Here is a 17,410-nt window from a genome sequence, read left to right as displayed (position 1 = left end):
CCTTACGGACCCGGAGAATCCCGGAAAACAACGACGGCTACTCCTTGGGGAACTTGACGGAAACAATCACGGTCGACTTCTGGGTGTCTTTCGGAGCGCCCGTTTCGGTCGTATACGAAACGATGTCCATCACCTTGAGAATGCCGACCCTGTTACCCCCGGCCGAAGACTTGCCGCCCGTCTTGAAAGCGATGACGTCGCCGACGTTCGCGTCGATTCGGGATAAAGTCAACTGCCCTGCAACAATCTGCTCGGTAATCGTTGCCGCTGTGGCGCTGTCGAAGTCGATGTCGTTGCGAAGCTGGTAGCGGGTCAGAACGGCTGCCGGAAGATTGCTCAGCGTACGCCCGTCCGCCGCCTTATACTCGCTTTTCTTTTCGCCGTCGGGAGAGTAGATGCGGAAAGTCTTGTTACTCATGTTGTAGTAGCAAATGTCCACGTCGGCACTTGTGGAAGTAGCATTGTCGAGCACCTCGGTCATGGGGAGGGTCTTCATGTACTTGAGCGAAAAGAGCGAATAGACACCCGGCTGAGAGGCATTTCCATCGGTAAAGCCTATGCCCCCGATTACCGCGTCCTCGACGAACTCCATGCCGACTATGGCCTTGATGTCGACGGACGTCGAACGGCCGACGTTGTCGGTGACGACGGCCCGGACGCCGGAAACATCGTCGGAGAAAGCAAGCGATTCAGCGAAAGCAAGCGTATTGGGCTTATCGGCGTAAGTCTTGGAAAGGACAGGGTCGGAACCGAGCGTCTTGCCCTTGCGCAGGAACAGCTCGACCTTGACCACACCGGCCATGGATTCGATGTCGAGCACAACGGCCTTGCTTTCGTCGCGCTCGGCGACGATGGTTTCGGCGGCCGGCGTAACGGTCGGCGGGGGCACGGTCTTATACTTGACAGGGAGCGAGACGATGCGCACCTGGTCGTAGCTGTCGACGGCCCGGACGCGGAAACCGCGGTCGTTCTCGCCGTAGGCAATCAGCGCGTCGAACTCGTAACGCACCCACGGGTCGGTATCGCCGCCCGTGACGGTACCGCCGTACTGGGTCTGCCCCTCGGTGGAGACGCGGAACATCTCGATGCTCTTGAGCGCCACCTCGCTGGTGACGACGAATCGGGTATTGGGCAAGTCGCCGCCGACGGTTTCGTCGTACTCCCAGCTTTCGGGCGAGAAGACGATGACGGGAGGTTCGACGATGTCGATAATCCGGATAGGCAGTGCAGCCTCGGCGCGGCGGCCCAGCAAATCCTCGGCCGAAACGACGGCCGAAACGTAATCGGACTTGTAATTGATCTTCTCCGAAAGGCTGAAGCTGTGGCGGTCGAAGAACTCGGTGACGGTGCTGACGGGAATCGTCTCGCCCCCGTCGGTGAGGATGGCGAGCGCGACGCTCCGCAGCCCGGCCTCGGACTTGACGATGGCGACGACGGGCAGATTGTCGGCCTTGTTGAGGTCGGCGACGAGCGTCTCGTAGGGATAAGCCACGACGGGCTCGGCGGACGACGGGTCGATGCCCTCGCCGTCGGAGCAGGCCGCCAACGACACGGCGGCAAAACACCAAGCCAACAGGGATATGATTGAATGCTTGTTCATAAGGATTCGGTTTTGAGGCTGCTACTTCTTGTAATAACAATGGCTCTCGAAGACGTGCACGACGCCGTTCAAGGGCATGATGTTGGAGCTGACGGCCAGGCGCATGGGCGAGGAGCCGTTGCTGCCCGTGTTGTTGACGACGATTTTACCGGCGTCGGCCATCCACGGATTCTTGCGCGTGAGCATGGTCATCAGCCCCTCCTCTCCCCGCAGGAGCGTGAGCACGAAGATGGGCTCGACGGGCAAATCGCCGTAACTGCTGTAAACACCGTCGACGATGTGGTAACGGATCAGGTTCTGCAAACTCTCGGCGGGCACCTCCTCGACCGACGAGAACCCGGCGCCGGAGACGAAACCGTCGACGGCCGTATTGGTGAGGGCGAGGAACGTATAAGGATGCGCGGTCTGAGTGTAGTACTCCTTCATGTCGGCGAGCTCGATGGCGGTCATGAACTTCGAGAAGATGTCGGAACGCGTCTCGAAGTACTCCCACGCCGTCATGTCGATATGGGGGTCGAGCACCGAAGCGTCGAAATCGGCGTCGGTCTGCAACTTCATGTCGCCGCAGCCGACGGCCACGAGGGCCGCGAACAACGACAGGGAACGGATGATATGGCTGAACATAACTTTGCGAATTTGAAGATTATTCCTGGGTTTGGGCATAGTAGGCGTTCTGCTTGAGCGCCTTATTCTGGTCGAGGTGCGAATAATGGACGGGGAAGAGCTCGTTGCCCTCGGTGCTGCACCCGTTGATGGGCCCCATGACCGTCTTCCAGCGTCCGGTGCGCACGAGGTCGAACCAACGCCGCCCCTCGCCAAGAAGCTCGCGCTGGCGCTCGTCGAGGATGAAGTCGACCAGCTCGTCCTCGGTGGCGAACGAATCGGCCTGGGGCGTATCGAGCCCGGCACGCGTGCGGATGAGCTTGACCAGATCGAGCGCCTCCTCCCACTTGCTCAGACGGGCCAGCGCCTCGGCCTGCAAAAGAAGCATGTCGGAATAGCGGTAGACAGGATAAGCGACCTGGCAAGTCTTGTTGAGCGTGGACGAGATGTCGCCCGCGATGTACTTGCGCATTTCCCACCCGGCCTGGTACTCCTTGGCGACGAGGGGGAAGCGCAGGTCGCGGTCCTGCTCGAACTTATTGCGCAGGGTCTCCGAAACGACCCCGGCGCGGTTGCCCGACCCGGTGAACCACTGGTACATGTAGCTGAAACCGTTGGTCCCGACCTCGTCCATGTTGAAGTGGATAACGAAGATGAACTCCTTGGTCGAATAATCGTCGTTCTCGGGGGTGTTGTCGCTGGCCTTGCCGTTGAGTTCCTCGGTGAACATCTTCTTCCAGGTGTCGATGCTGGGCTCGAAAGCCATGAACGAGGCGTCGTTCTTCATCTTCTGGATGGTCTGGTCGGCAAGGCTGTACTCGCCCAGCCACATGTAGGCGTCGGCCATGATGGCCCAGGCGCCGTAGACCGAAATACGCTTGCGCTCCTTGTTCTTGGTGCGGTCGAGAAGCCCCTCGGCTTTCTTGGCGTCCTCAAGAATGATTTCGCGGAGGATGTAATCGCAGTCGGTGCGCTCGCGGTAGATAGCGTCGCTGTATGCCTCGTTGGGCTCGACGAACAAAGGCACGTCGCCCCACACGCGCACGGCATAGAAATAAGCCAGGGCACGCATGGCGTAAGCCTGCCCGAGCAGGTCGTCGCGCTCGGCGACCGACGGCGTGTCGATGCCGGGGATGTACTTGATGCAGAGGTTGGCCTGGTTGATGACCTTGTAGAGGTCGGTCCAACGGGTGCAGCGGTGGTCGGTGGTGAGCTGGTTGTCGATGACGCGCTGCTGGTCGGCGGCCGACGAAGCGCCGGGCGCGAGGTTGTCGGAACGGAACTCGCCCCAATAGAAGTAATTCTCGCGCATGGCGGTGCGGAAGAACCCGTAGATCTGGTTGACCCCGGCCTTGGCGTCGCGCGAAGTCTTCCACATGTTGCCTGCGGGAACCTCGCTGACGGGCTGCTCGTCGAGGAACGAACCGCACCCGGCGAGCGAAGCCGACAGAACGGCGGCGAGGATGACGATATGTTTTTTCATGGCGGTAATCGGTTAAAATTTGACGTTCAGGCCCGCACCGAACTCACGCTTGTGGGGATAACGGTACGTATCCTTGCCGATGCGCAGCGGATTGGCCGACGAAAATTCGGGGTCGTAGCCGCTGTAAGCGGTCCAGGTGAGGGGGTTGTTGGCGAAGAAGTAGACCTGCAGCGACTTGATGCGCACGGGCTTGAGCCACCGCTCGGGCAGGTCGTAGCTGAGCCGGATGTTCTGCAGGCGGATGAAATCGCCCTTTTCGAGGTAGAACGAATTGGCGTAGCGCGCATTGTTGAACTCGTCGTTATAAGGCCGCGGGTAAAGCGCCTCGTCGCCCTGGTGCACCCAGATGTTGTTGATGACATGGGGCGAGGGAGTGGTCGACGAATACTTGAACATGTTGCGCTGGTGCTCGGCGTCGTTGTAAATCTTGGCGCCGAACGAATAATAGAACGACACGAAGAGCGAAACGTTCTTATAGGTGAAAGTCGTGGAGAGACCGCCCGTATAGGTGGGCAGGGCGTTGCCGAGGACCATGCGGTCGTTCTCGTCGATGACCCCGTCGCGCGAACCGGGAGCCTCGTCCCAATTGATGTCGCCGCCGCGGAAAGGCTTGCCGTTGGGCAGCTTCTTCTGCACGACGTCGCCCGTATAGGCCTGGCCGTTGAGCGTATAGCCGCGGAACTCGCCCCCCTCGAAGACGGGCGTGAGCTGCTGCCACGTATCGGGCGTGAAGGCGTTGGACTGGTCGTAACGGAAGATGCCGAGCTGGCGGTAACCGTAGAAATCGCCGACCGAACCGCCCTCCTGCATCCACCACAGGTCGCCCTCAAGGTAAGGTTCGCCCGTCGAAAGACGCTCGATGCTGTTCCAGTTGCGCGAAATGTTGAACGACGCGTTCCAACGGAAATCGCGCGTGCGGACCAGGTCGCCTGCGACCGAGAGCTCGAAACCGCGGTTGCGGACCTCGCCGATGTTGGTGCGCATGGACCCGAAACCCGACTCCTTGGGCAGTTCGAGGTTGGCCAGCAGGCCGTCGGTATACTTGTCGTAATAATCGGCGGTGAGGGTGAGCCGCTGGCCGAAGAAGCTCAGGTCGAGACCGACGTCGGTCTGGCGGGTCTCCTCCCAGCGCAGGTTGTCGACGGCGAGCCGGGCGGGATAGACGCCGCCGATGCCGTCGTAGATGTCGCCCGTGGTGTAGGAATAGAGATAATCGTAATTGCCTATCTGCTCGTTGCCGGTGACACCCCAGCTGACGCGTATCTTGGCGTCGTCGAGCACGCGGCGCGAGAACTTCATGAACGGCTCGTCGGAGAGACGCCAGGCGGCCGACACGGAGGGGAAGTTGCCCCAGCGGTTCTTCTTGGAGAAGCGCGACGACCCGTCGCGGCGGACGGTGGCCTGCACCAGATAACGCGACTTGTAATCGTAATTGACGCGTGCGAAGAGCGACGCCATGGCGTGGTTCTGCTGCCAGGCCCCGGTTTCGGAGAGGATGAGGTTGGCCGAAAAGGCGTTCATCGTCGTGAGGAAGTCGGACGACGAATTGATGCCCGACAAGACGTTGCGGTCGTAACGCCACTGCTGCTCGCTGAAACCGACCATGGCGGTGAAGTTATGGCCGCCCCACGAATTTTTGTAGGTGAGGACGTTCTCGTTGAGCCAGTTCCAGTTGAGATTGTCGTTGGAATAGCCCGTATTGCTTTTCTGCCACTCGTCGGTAATCATGCTGGGATAGACGCGGCGGCGCTTGTCGAGGTAGAGATTGGCGTTGATGTTGGTGGAGAAAGTGAGCCCCTTGGCCAGCCTGACCTCGAAACCCTGGTAGAAATTGACCTTGTAGTACTCGGTGCGGTCGGTGGTGTACTCGACCTGTGCGAGCGGACTTTTCTGCCCCTGGAAGACGCCCGCGAGCGACCCGTCGGGATAATAGAGATTGAAATAGGGACGGCGCGAAAGCATGGCCGTCATGAGCTGGCCCTCGTTGATGCCGTTCTTCTGCGAATAGCCCAGCGAGACGCGGCTGTGGAGCGTGAGCCAGCTGTTGGCGTTGTAATCGGCGTTGAGACGGGCCGTGAGGCGCTGGAACCCGGTGTTGGGCACGATACCGCGCTCGTTGTAATAGCCCGTGGAGCCGTAGTACTTGATTTTGTCGGAACCGCCCGAGACGCTGAGGTCGACCTGGTCTTTCTGGCCCCATTGGAACAGGATGTCCTGGTAGTCGTTGTCGATGTTGAACGACGCGTTGAGCGAATCCTGGATAATCATGAAGCTCTCGTCGGGCGTACCGATTTTGTTCTCAAGGAAGAACGCCCGGCGCTTGAGGTCGTAGTTGCGGCGGTCGGCGCGGGTGGCCTGCGCGAGCTTGTGGGAGAGCTTGCCCCACGAATGGTAGTACTTGACCTCGACGCGCGGCGCGGAGACCGAACCGCCCTTGGTGGTGATGATGAAGACGCCGTTGGCCGAACGCGAACCGTACATGGCGGCCGATGCGGCATCCTTGAGCACCTCGACCGAGAGGATGTCGGAAGTGTTGATGCCGTCGATGTCCTCCATGGGGATGCCGTCGACGACGAACAGGGGCTTGACTCCCTCGGCCGAGAAAGTGGAGATACCGCGCACGTTGACCGAAGCGGACTCGCCGGGCTGGCCCGAACCGGCCGTGATGTGGACGCCGGCGACCTGTCCCTGCATGGCCTCGAAGACGTTGGAAGCCATTTTGCGCTCGATGGCCTCCTCCGAAAGGGAGGTGACGGCGCCCGTGATGTCGCGCTTCTTCATCGTGCCGTAAGCGACGACCATCACTTCGTCGATCTGCTGGGCGTCGGCCACCAGGTCGATGCGCAGGCGGTCGGCCTGCGCGCGCAGGGTGCGGGTCTCGTAGCCGATGAACGACACCTGCACCTCGGCGCCCCGCCGCGAAAGGCGGAGCGAGAAAGCGCCGCCGGCACCGGTGACGGTACCGTTGGAAGTGCCGGGCTCGGTGACCGTAGCGCCTATAAGAGGCTCACCGTCGGCGTAGACCTCGCCGGAGAAGGTAAAATTCCCCCCCCCCCGGCATTTTGCGCCGAAACAAGCCCCGGAGACAGCAGCACGAGCCCCGCGAGGAGCAGCCACTGCGAATGGAGTTGCGTCAAAAGTTTCTTCATAAAGGTTTATATTAAGGTTGGTCTGTCATTATTGGGCGAAGAGCGAACGGGCGATGCCCAACTCCAGCCCGCGCAGTTCGGCGAGCCCCCGCAGGCGCCCGTAGCACGAATAGCCGGGGTTGGAACGGCGGCCGAGGTCGTCGCACATCTGGTGTCCGTGGTCGGGCCGCATGGGGATGGAACGGCCCTGCCGCTGCTGGATTTCAAGCAGCGCCTTCATGACCTCGAACATCGGCACGTTGCCCTCCAAATGGTTGGCTTCGTAGAAATTGCCCTCGGCATCGCGCTGCGTGGAGCGCAGATGGACGAACCCCACGCGGTCGCCGAACTCGCGCATCATGGCGGGCAGGTCGTTGTCGGCGCGCACGCCGAACGACCCGGTGCAAAGGCACAGCCCGTTGGAGGGGTTGGGCACCGCGTCGGTGAGCTTGCGGAAATCGGCGGCGGTGGAGAGGATGCGCGGCAAGCCGAGAATCGGATAGGGCGGGTCGTCGGGATGGATGACCAGCACAGCCCCCGCCTCGTCGGCGACGGGGCAAACCTCCCGGAGGAATGCCACGAGGTTGGCCCGCAGCGTTTCGGCGCCGATGCCCTCGTAACGGTCGAGCTCGCGGCGGAACCGGTCGAGCGTGAAACTCTCCTCGGCACCGGGAAGCCCGGCAATCATGTTGCGCGTAAGGAGCTCTTTTTCAGCGTCGTCCATCCGCTCGAAACGGGCCCGGGCGACGGCCTTTTCAGCGTCGGAGTACTCTTGTTCGGCAGCGGGCCGCCCGAGAATGAAGAGGTCGAACGCCATGAAAGCCGCCCGCTCGAAGCGCAGGGCCTTGGAACCGTCGGCGACGGTGAAAGCGAGGTCGGTACGCGTCCAGTCGAGGACGGGCATAAAATTGTAGGTTATGGTACGGATGCCACAGGCGGCGAGGTTGCGGATCGACTGCTTGTAATTGTCGATATAGCGCTGGAACTCGCCCGACCGGGTTTTGATATGCTCGTGGACGGGCACGCTCTCGACGACGGACCAGGTGAGCCCGGCATCGGCGATGAGCTGCTGCCGCCTGCGGATTTCGTCGACGGGCCACACCTCGCCGTTGGGGATGTGGTGCAGCGCATGGACGATATCGGTGGCGCCTGCCTGCCGGATATACTCCAGCGATACGGGGTCATCGGGCCCGTACCAGCGCCAGGACTGAGTGCAAAGGATAGGCATGGGATGATTATTCGTTAAATCGAAAAGGCGTCGAAACCGCCGTCGACCACGGCCAGGGCCCCGGTCACGAACGACGAAGCGTCGCTGATGAGGTAATGGATGGTACCCAACAGCTCCTCGGGCTCGGCGAAGCGTCCGGCGGGCGTGTGGGCGATGATGGTCCGCGCGCGGTCGGTATAGGAACCGTCGGGGTTGGTCAGCAGCGCCCGGTTCTGGTTGGTGAGCAGGAACCCGGGGACGATGGCGTTGACGCGCATCTCGGGGCTGAACTTGGTGGCGAGCTCGGCGGCCATATATTTGGTATAGTTGCCGATGGCGGCCTTGGCGGCGCCGTAGCCCACGACGCGGGTAAGCGGACGCAGGGCCGAGTCGGAGCAGAAGTTGACGATGACGCCTTTCTTGCGGGCGGTCATGGCCTCGCCGAAGACCGTAGTGGGGAGTACCGTACCGAAAAGGTTGAGGTCGACGACCTTCTTGAAAGCGTCGATTTCGAGGTCGAGGAACGACTTGTCGGGAGCGATGGTCGCGCCGCCCATGTTGCCGCCTGCGGCGTTGAGCAGGACGTCGATACGGCCGTACTTGGCGAGGATGTCGGCACGGTTGCGCTCCAGCACTTCGCGGTCGAGCACGTCGGTGGTGAGGAAAAGCCCGTCGCCCCCCTGCTGCCGGATGGCGTCGAGCAGCTCGCCGCCCGCCTGCGCGTCGCGGTCGAGCACGACGACCGAAGCGCCCTGTTCGGCCAGGTAGCGGCAAATGGAACGGCCCAGGATACCGGCACCGCCCGTAACCACGACCACGAGGCCGCGAATGTCGAAAAGATTTTTCATAATCAGATGATGTGGCTATTATAAAATTGTACGTTTTCGCGGAGGACGATGTCGATGGGCATCAGGTTGTCGGTCGGACCGCGGCGGCCGCTGACCAGCATGTCGCAGAGCGCCATGACCCCGTGGTAACCCTGCGCCGCGGGACGCTGGGCGACGAGCGCCGTGACGACCCCTGCTTCGAGCATCTCACGGTTGCGGGGGATGACATCGTAGCCGACGAGCCGCACCCCGTCGCGGCCCGAAGCGCGGAGGTAGTTGGCGAGAATATAGCAAGTCGAATTGAAGGTGACGGCCCCGGCGATACGGGGGTTCCGGCCGAACAGCTCATCGAGCACGCGGCGGTTGTAAGCCTCGTCGTCGAGCCGGAGCGAAACCCCGAGCAGGCGGCCGCGGAACCCTGCGCGGCCGAGGTAGTCGCGGAAACCCGCCTCGCGGCTGCGGCACTGGTTGGACCCACCGTCGCCGCGGTGGACGATACTGCCCACGAGGATGTCGGCGTCGGGCGCGATGCGGTCGGCGAGCAGCCGGGCCGCGACGCATCCGGCGTCGGCCGACGAAGTGCCGAAATAGGCCAGGCGGTTGCAGCCGGCGATGTTGGAATCGACGAAGACGTAGGGAATCCCTTCGGCGTCCAACTCGTGCGCATAGGCCACGACCGAATCGGCAAAGAGCGTAGCGAGCAGCACGCCGTCGAAATGCTCGTCGCGCACGCGGGCGAGCGTCCTTAAAAAGGTGGCGTGGTCGTACTGGTCGAAGAAGAAACGGCGGACCCGGACGTTGAAACGCTCGGCCCCGACGGCGGCGCGCGAAATCCCGGCGTCGACGTCGGCCCAGTAATCGCCCTCGCGGAACGAGGGAATGATGACGGCCAGGGTCCGTTCGCGGCTCGAAGCCAGCGACCGGGCCACGAGGTTGGGCTGGTAGTCGACCGCCGAGAGCACCTCGCGGATGCGGCGCAGATTCTCCTCGGAGACCTTGCCCCGGTTGTGGAGCACGCGGTCGACCGTCCCGGCCGAAACTCCGGCCATACGGGCGATGTCGACGATGCGGATATGTTCTTTGAGCTTGTCCATCGTTGTATGCAAACATAGAAACAATTTTCCGAATATCCAAAGTGTGTGCGCACACACTTGCGATTTTCCAAAAAATACGACCCGGAAGCAACCCGCCGGACGCAATCTGCGAACCCGCCGGACGTCCGGAAAACCGAAGCCGGAAAAACCGCACGGCAAAGGATTTGCGTCGCGCCGCGACAACAAAAACGAACACTCCGGCAACAAAAAAAGAGGCGGAAAATCGCAGGATTTTCCGCCTATCAAGAAACGGCGATTTTTACGCTTACTAAATTTCGTGCGGCGGCGCGGCGAACTGCCTGCGGACGATGTCGCGAAGCTCGCGGAACGCCTCCAAGCGGAAAAGCAGCGAGAGAAGCAGATAGACGACCGCCCCGCAGACGACCTCCAACAGCAACCGCAGCCACGGGTTGGCGACGGGAGCCCCCGCCACCCCTCGGACGGCCGCATACATGGCCCCGGCGACGCACGCTATCGGAAACAGCGTCCGCACGAAACGCCGCGCCGGCAATGCCGAGACACGCAGGGCGGCCCAGACGTTGACAACCATTTCGCATGCGGCGAAAACGACCAGCCCCCACACAACGGCCTGCACGCTGCGGGGAATCGTGAGGGCGAAGATGGCCGTCAGGACAATCTTCTTGGAGACCTCCAGCCGGACGATAAGGGCCCCCCCGCACCGCACTTTCATGACGTTGTAAGCCACCATCGCCACCGGATAGAAAAGCCCGGCCAAGCAAACGGCCTCGAAATAAGGCACCGTAGGCATCCACTTGTCGCCCAACAGCACGGCGAACATGTCACGCGCCACAGCCGAAAGACCGAGCATGACGGGAAACATGGCATAGGCCACAATCATAGTCACCTGCCGGAAACTTTCGGCGAACTTGCGCCCGTCGCCGGCGATGCGGGAGAACGCCGGATAAGTGACCCCCTGCACGGCGGTCATGGTCGAAGAGACGGGCAGGTCCTTGAGCTTGAGCGCCTGGTCGAAGAAACCGAGGGTCTGGGCCGAATAGAGCCTGCCGATGAAGAGCTGCGGAATCTTGTTATAGACAGCCGAGATGAGGTCGGTGGCCAACAAACTGAAACTGAACGGCGCCATCTCGCGCAAGGCCGCGAAACTCCAACCCGCGCTGCGCCGGGGCCGCCAGTCGCTGAGCCACCACAACAGCAAGGCCCGCACGGCCATCTGCAAAACCCGCTGGGCAACCAAGCTCCACACCCCGCATCCGGCCAACGCCAACAGCACGGCCGCAACGCCGCTGACCAATGAAGCAGTGAAAGTGACCTTGGACAAAAGGGCGAATCGGAAACGCCGGGTGAAAATGGTATGTTGGATGACGCACAGCGCATTGACGGGCACCAACAGAAAGAAGACCGGGGCGATCTGCGTGATGACGGGCATGTCGTAATAACGGGCCACCACAGGCGACAAGGCCGTGAGCAACACGTAAAGCACGGCCGAAACCCCGATGTTGAAGAGGAACACCGAACGGTAATCCTCGGCCGAAGGCTCGGTCTTGCGGATGAGGGTCTGCGAAAAACCGCTGTCGACGACGACCACAGCGAAGGCGGCGAAAGCAGTGAGGATGGCTACGACGCCGAAATCGCCGGGCATGAGCAGACGCAACACGACGATCGACACTCCCATTTGCAGGAGCATCGTACCGGCCTTCTCGCCGATGGACCAAGCCACGCCGCGCGCGACGCGCTCTTTCAATTCGCCCGCCACGGCATCAATGGGTCTGGCAGGCGCTGTACTCGTTGCGCTCGCGGATACGCTTCACGTCGGCGATCTCGACGTAGGAAGCACCGCCGTCGGGACCGAAACTGCCGCCGACGATGGCCAGCAAATCGCTATCCTCCAGATGCCCCACCACCTCCATGGCATCCGTCAGGAAGTGGTAACGGTCGCACAGCTCCTGCTTGCGCAGGATGGGCACGACGCCGTAGGAAAGGGCCAGAATACGCTGGGCGTGAAGCTGGTAGCAAACGGCGACGACGGTTTTCTGACCGCGGAAAGCCGCCAGGTAACGCCCCGTGCGCCCGGTCTTGGTATCGAGAACGACGTAACGGATGGGCAGGTTGGTCGACGCCCGCACGGCCGACCGGGCGAGCTGGGCCGTAATCTCGTGGTTGACCGAAATCATGTCGAGGTCGACCATGGGCTTGAAATGGCTCTCGTCGCGCTCGATTTCGCGGGCGATGCGGGCCATCGTAGCCACCGCCTCGGCGGGATAATCGCCCATGGCGGTCTCGTCGCTGAGCATCACGGCGTCGACGCGTTCGTAGATGGCGCTGGCCACGTCGCTCACCTCGGCCCTCGTGGGACGCGGATTGCGGACCATGGAATAGAGCATCTGGGTGGCGATGATGACGGGACGCTTGGCCGAAATACACTTCTCGACGATGCGCCGCTGCGTATTGGGGATGACCTCGGCGGGCAGTTCGACCCCCAGGTCGCCGCGGGCGACCATGATGCCGTAGGAGGCCTCGATGATTTCGTCGATGTTGTCGAGCCCCTCCTGGTTCTCGATTTTGGAGATGATCTTGATAGGACTGCCGTGGGCGTCGAGGATGGCCTGCACGGCCTGCAAGTCGCGCACGGAACGCACGAACGAATGGGCAATGAAATCGACGTCGTGCGAAATGGCCCACTCGATGAAACGGCGGTCCTTGTCGGTGACCGACGGCAGGTCTATCGAGACGCCGGGAACGTTGACGCTCTTGCGCGACCTCAAAGCCCCGTCGCCGACGAACTCGCAGGCGAGCTCCGAATCGGACTTGCCGACGACGCGCAGCTCGACCTCGCCGTCGGCGATGAGCATGCGGGCCCCGACGGGGATGTCGGCGACGATGCCGGGCACGTTCATGTAGACCACCTCGCGGGTGGTGGCGTCGGAACCGTCCGACCCCCGAACGGCGACGCGGTCGCCGGCCTTGAACTCGATGCGCTCGCCGAACTCGGGCGCGAGGGTCGTGACGCGGATTTCGGGTCCCTTGGTATCGATCATGACGGGAATGGCGGGATTGACCCGATGGACCGTCTCGACGATGCGGGAAGCCCCTTCGAGGGTGACATGCGCCGAATTGATGCGCACGACGTCCATCCCGGCGTCGGCCAGCCGACGGACGAACTCCTCGGTACACCGGAAATCCGACATGGTGGCGACGATTTTGGTCTTCTTCAACTTATCCATTTTCTACTTGTTTTGTTTTTTACTGCTGCAAAGCGGATGCCCTTGCCCTTTCGAGCAGCGCCTCGATACCCAGTCTGTAAGAATCGAGCCCGAAACCCATGACCGAACCGACGGCCACGGGCGCGAGCAGCGAGACGTGGCGGAACTCCTCGCGGGCGAGAATCGACGAAATATGGACCTCGACGACGGGCACCGACACGGCGGCGACGGCATCGCGCAGGGCGACGGAAGTATGCGTATACCCCCCGGCGTTGAACACCACGCCGTCGAAACGCCCCTCGGCCTGCTGCACGGCGTCGATGAGCTCGCCCTCGATATTGGACTGGAAATACTCCAGCCCGACCTGCGGATAACGCTCTTGCAGCGCAGCGAAGAAGTTGCCGAACGGCTGCGTACCGTAGACCCCGGTTTCGCGCCGGCCCTGCAAATTGAGGTTGGGCCCGTTGAGAATCAATATTTTCATGGCTCTGCAAACTGCCCGGCACCCCGGGCGAATCCGGGCACAAAGATAACGCAAGCGAACCACAAAACAATGAATAATCAATAGTTAATAATTAACGGTTAATGATTTTTGCCGTGTCGGGCCGATCATTCATTAACTATACATTCTCTCCTCCCGCGGGCCCGGCCAGGGCGGTCGCGCGTAGGCGCGAGCCGGGCTCCGCGTAAAATTTGTCATTCAGAACGTATGTGAGGACCCGACGCTCGCAGCATGAGCCGAGACCGCTGGCGGGCTATGCCATGCAAGGAGGAGGAGGAAAACAAGCGCAGCGAAACATCTGAAAAAAGACCATTTGCTCTTTCAGAACGCCAGTATAATTTTTAATTCTTAATTTTTCATTTTTAATTACCTTTGCAGGGTATGACCGAATTCGGATTCATAGAGAGCCTCCGCACGCTGTGCGCCGACCTGCCGCCGGGCGGCTTCGAGGGCATCGGCGACGACTGCGCCGTCCTGCCGCTGGGCGACGGGCAGGCGCTGGTGTTCACGGCCGACCTGCTGACGGAAGGGGTGCACTTCCTGCGCGAAGCGACGACGCCCGAGGAGCTGGGCGCCAAGGCGCTGGCGGTCAATCTGAGCGACGTGGCGGCCATGGGCGCCCGCCCCGTGGCCACCCTGCTGTCGCTGGCCCTGCCGCCGGACGCGACGGACGAATGGGCGGCCCGCTTCATGCAGGGCTACCACGCACTGTCGGCCCGCTACGGAACGGCGCTCGTGGGCGGCGACACGACCCGCTCCGAACACGGCATCACCATCAATGTGACGGCCATCGGACGGGCGGACGAAAAGCATCTGAAACGCCGCAGCGCCGCGCGCGAGGGCGACATATTGCTGGTGACAGGTCCCTTGGGAGCGTCGGGCGCGGGCCTGCGCGACATTCTGGCAGGCAGGTACGACACCCCGCTGGCGGCGCTCCACCGCAGCCCGCTGCCGCAGGTCGCCGAGGGGCAATGGCTCGGAACGCGCCGGGAAGTACACGCGATGATGGACCTCTCGGACGGGCTGGCATCGGACGTGCGCCACATCATGGAACAATCGGGCATGGGCGCGGCTATCGAGCTGACGCAGATACCCGTGGCCGAGGGCAGCGACCTGCGCACGGCCGCCTGCGGGGGCGAAGACTATCAGCTGCTGCTGACGGCGGCGCCCGAAGCGGCAGAGAAGCTGACGGCCGACTTCGCACAACGGTTCGGCGCACCGCTCTACCCCGTCGGCCGCATCGAACCGGGCGACGGACTGCGCTGGCTGCGCGACGGCGCCGAAACCGAACTCGACTGGCGGGGATTCACCCACTACTAAGAAAAACGCCCGCCGGAACCGACGGGCCAACAATCCGAGCAGATACCCCTAACGGGATTCTTCGACGATGTAGACATGGTCGTCGTGCCGCCGCATCCGGTAATGCTCACGGGCGTACTGCTCCAGATATTCATCGTAGCGAAGCTGCCGGAGCAAAAGGCTGTCGGCGGTAATCTTGGTCTGAAAAACCGCCTTCTGCCGGTTCAGCTCGTTGATTTGCCGCTGAATCTTGATGGCGTGGACGACGTTCCGCCCCACGACGAAGAGGGTGAAAGCCATGATCAGCACCGTAGCGCCGATCCAGAATCTTTTGACAAGCCGGGCATCCATGGACATCAGGGAATCTGCATGTATTTGTGGGTCTGGACGGAGACGTTCCACCGCGGATGCGCCTTGACGTACTCCACAATGGCGGGCATGACCTTTTCGGCGACGCTCCATTCGGGCTGAAGATAGAGCAGGCACCCCTCGCCGACGCGCGCGGCGTTTTGCTCGGCCCACGCGAAATCATCCTCGCAGCCGACAACGACCTTCAATTCGTCGGCCCGTGCGAAAGCCTCGTCCAGCGGCGGCCGGCGGCGCTTGGGCGAAAGACACACCCAGTCGAAACGCCCGCTGAAAGGATGCGAGCCCGAAGTTTCGAGGTGAATCCGCACCCCCTGCCCGGCCAGCGCGCGGGTCAGCGGCTCCAACGGATAAATCAGCGGCTCGCCGCCCGTAACCACGACGGTCTGCGCCCCGCAGGCGGCCACGCGCCCGACGACCTCCCCGACCCCGACGGGCGGAAAGAGCGCCGGATTCCAGGCATACTTGGCGTCGCACCACTCGCACCCGACGTCGCACCCGCCCAAGCGGACGAAATAAGCCGCCCGCCCTGCATGGCGCCCCTCGCCCTGCACGGTATAGAAATCCTCGGCGACGGGCAGCGAACGCCCGCCGTCGAGCACGCCGCTATCGGGAAAAGCCGCCATTACTCGGTAACGACGTAAATATCCTTGAGACTGCGCCCCAGCTGGTCGTAGTCGAGCCCGTAGCCGACGATGAACTCGTTGCCGATCTCCATGGCGCGGTACTCGATGGGCCGCTGCTTGCGGTAGGACCCGGGCTTGAAAAAGAGCGTACAGACGGCGATGCTCGCGGGCTTGCGGGCTTCGAGGTCGCGAATCATGTGGTCGATGGATTCGCCCGTGTCGACGATGTCTTCGACGATGATGACGTGGCGCCCCTCGATGGAATTGTTGAGCCCCAACAGGCTCTTGACCTCCCCGGTCGAGGAAGTGCCCTCGTAGGACGAGAGCTTGACGAACGAAAGCTCGTTGTTGAACTCGATTTTCTTGATAAGGTCGCTCATGAACATGAACGACCCGTTCAGCACACCGACGAACAGCGGGGTCTGCTTGTCGGCATAATCGCGGTTGATGCGCTGGGCGACCTCGCTCACGGCCCGGTCGATCTGCTCGGCGGGAATCATGATGCGGAATTTCTTGTCGTGAAGCTGTATGATCTCCTTCATGGGGTCAGAATTTGTTTTTGCAAAAGTAACGAATTGCACGCAAGAAATAAGCGTTTCGGCAGAAAAATTATTGCGGGAGGGCGCAATTTCCTGCCCTGCACGGAAATCCCCCGCTGCACCCGCAATTCACCTTTAAGCCCCCTACCGGGGCTTGACTTGCCTGCGGCTTGGATGGGCGGCACCTCGGCATAGCTCAAGCAATGCTTGGCTCTGCACTCGGTTTGCACCATCATCTGCTCCCGCTCGGCATAATCCGCCTGCGGTGGCTTCTGCCCTCGCCTACTCGCAAAGTTCACCTTTCTAAAAAAGTTCGCCCCGGGGAAACACACTCCCCCGGGACGAAAACGAACGGTTCGCAGGAACTGCCCGGCACTACACGAGCCCGGAGAAACCCATGAACGCCATGGCAAGGATGCCGGCGGTAATCAACGCGACGGGAATCCCCTTGAAAGCCTTGGGCACGTCCTCGAAATCCAACCGCTCGCGGATACCGGCGAAGAGCACCAGCGCGAGGGCGAAGCCGAGGGCCGTAGCGACCGAGTAAGTGACGCTCTGCAAGAGGTCGAACTCCTTCTGAATCATAAGGATGGCCACACCCAGCACGGCGCAGTTGGTCGTGATGAGCGGCAGGAAGATGCCGAGCGCTTGGTAGAGCGACGGCGAGAGCTTCTTGAGGATGATTTCGACCATCTGCACCAACGCCGCGATGACGAGGATGAAGACGATGGTCTGCATGTAGACGATGCCGAGCGGCACGAGCACATAGGTCTGGATCAGCCACGCGACGACGGCGGCGATGGCCATGACGAAAGTTACGGCCGCCCCCATGCCCAGCGAAGTCTCGACCTTCGACGACACGCCCAGGAACGGGCAGATGCCGAGGAACTGCGCCAGCACGACGTTGTTGACGAAGATGGCGCCGATGATGATTGCGAAATAGGAAAGCTCCAT

At 61.9% G+C, this 17,410-nt stretch carries 15 protein-coding genes; 1 reads left to right on the top strand and 14 read right to left on the bottom strand.

Annotation, left to right across the window (positions count from 1 at the left end; translation table 11 throughout):
• Positions 1-37 precede the first annotated feature (37 nt).
• The 10 genes from NFR47_RS06055 to aroQ form a co-directional block, all read right to left on the bottom strand.
• The gene (locus NFR47_RS06055; RefSeq protein ID WP_251214674.1) at positions 38-1,600 is read right to left on the bottom strand and encodes a hypothetical protein; all 1,563 of its coding nucleotides are present in this window, start codon (positions 1,598-1,600) and stop codon (positions 38-40) included.
• A 21-nt stretch (positions 1,601-1,621) separates the two neighbouring features.
• Entirely contained in the window at positions 1,622-2,224 is a 603-nt protein-coding gene (locus NFR47_RS06050; protein ID WP_251214673.1) for a fasciclin domain-containing protein, read from the bottom strand.
• A 19-nt stretch (positions 2,225-2,243) separates the two neighbouring features.
• Positions 2,244-3,686 (bottom strand): RagB/SusD family nutrient uptake outer membrane protein, encoded by a 1,443-nt coding sequence (locus NFR47_RS06045; RefSeq protein WP_251214672.1) that lies wholly within the window; start codon positions 3,684-3,686, stop codon positions 2,244-2,246.
• A 12-nt stretch (positions 3,687-3,698) separates the two neighbouring features.
• Positions 3,699-6,803, bottom strand: a complete 3,105-nt coding sequence (locus NFR47_RS06040) for a SusC/RagA family TonB-linked outer membrane protein (protein ID WP_251214671.1) — start codon at positions 6,801-6,803, stop codon at positions 3,699-3,701.
• A 60-nt stretch (positions 6,804-6,863) separates the two neighbouring features.
• Positions 6,864-8,042 carry a mannonate dehydratase gene (gene uxuA, locus NFR47_RS06035; protein ID WP_251214670.1) on the bottom strand — a complete coding sequence of 393 codons (1,179 nt, stop codon included), beginning with the start codon at positions 8,040-8,042 and terminating at the stop codon, positions 6,864-6,866.
• Positions 8,043-8,056: 14 nt separating this feature from the next.
• A complete protein-coding gene (locus NFR47_RS06030; RefSeq protein WP_251214669.1) occupies positions 8,057-8,869 on the bottom strand; it encodes an SDR family oxidoreductase in 813 nt (270 codons plus the stop codon).
• 2 nt (positions 8,870-8,871) lie between these two features.
• The gene (locus NFR47_RS06025; protein WP_251214668.1) at positions 8,872-9,942 is read right to left on the bottom strand and encodes a LacI family DNA-binding transcriptional regulator; all 1,071 of its coding nucleotides are present in this window, start codon (positions 9,940-9,942) and stop codon (positions 8,872-8,874) included.
• A 268-nt stretch (positions 9,943-10,210) separates the two neighbouring features.
• Positions 10,211-11,677: a lipopolysaccharide biosynthesis protein gene (locus NFR47_RS06020; protein WP_251214667.1), complete on the bottom strand. Its 1,467-nt coding sequence runs from the start codon at positions 11,675-11,677 to the stop codon at positions 10,211-10,213.
• A gap of 4 nt (positions 11,678-11,681) precedes the next feature.
• On the bottom strand, positions 11,682-13,145 hold the full coding sequence (gene pyk / locus NFR47_RS06015) for a pyruvate kinase (protein ID WP_251214666.1): 1,464 nt from the start codon (positions 13,143-13,145) through the stop codon (positions 11,682-11,684).
• Between the two features lie 19 nt (positions 13,146-13,164).
• Positions 13,165-13,608 carry a type II 3-dehydroquinate dehydratase gene (gene aroQ / locus NFR47_RS06010; RefSeq protein ID WP_251214665.1) on the bottom strand — a complete coding sequence of 148 codons (444 nt, stop codon included), beginning with the start codon at positions 13,606-13,608 and terminating at the stop codon, positions 13,165-13,167.
• Between the two features lie 399 nt (positions 13,609-14,007).
• Between aroQ and thiL the strand changes: the two genes are divergently transcribed.
• Entirely contained in the window at positions 14,008-14,946 is a 939-nt protein-coding gene (gene thiL / locus NFR47_RS06005) for a thiamine-phosphate kinase (RefSeq protein WP_251214664.1), read from the top strand.
• Positions 14,947-14,994: 48 nt separating this feature from the next.
• On the opposite strand, the gene NFR47_RS06000 is transcribed toward thiL, so the two are convergent.
• The 4 genes from NFR47_RS06000 to rsxA form a co-directional block, all read right to left on the bottom strand.
• On the bottom strand, positions 14,995-15,276 hold the full coding sequence (locus NFR47_RS06000) for a septum formation initiator family protein (protein ID WP_251214663.1): 282 nt from the start codon (positions 15,274-15,276) through the stop codon (positions 14,995-14,997).
• 5 nt (positions 15,277-15,281) lie between these two features.
• Positions 15,282-15,917, bottom strand: a complete 636-nt coding sequence (locus NFR47_RS05995; protein ID WP_251214662.1) for a 7-carboxy-7-deazaguanine synthase QueE — start codon at positions 15,915-15,917, stop codon at positions 15,282-15,284.
• Positions 15,917-16,459: a hypoxanthine phosphoribosyltransferase gene (gene hpt / locus NFR47_RS05990; RefSeq protein WP_251214661.1), complete on the bottom strand. Its 543-nt coding sequence runs from the start codon at positions 16,457-16,459 to the stop codon at positions 15,917-15,919. The genes NFR47_RS05995 and hpt overlap by 1 nt, the downstream gene beginning before the upstream one ends.
• Before the next feature lie 372 nt (positions 16,460-16,831).
• Positions 16,832-17,410, bottom strand: a complete 579-nt coding sequence (rsxA, locus tag NFR47_RS05985) for an electron transport complex subunit RsxA (protein ID WP_251214660.1) — start codon at positions 17,408-17,410, stop codon at positions 16,832-16,834.

The organism is Alistipes muris, from assembly GCF_943193205.1.
Lineage (GTDB): Bacteria > Bacteroidota > Bacteroidia > Bacteroidales > Rikenellaceae > Alistipes > Alistipes muris.
This window is presented reverse-complemented; position numbering and strand designations above follow the sequence as displayed.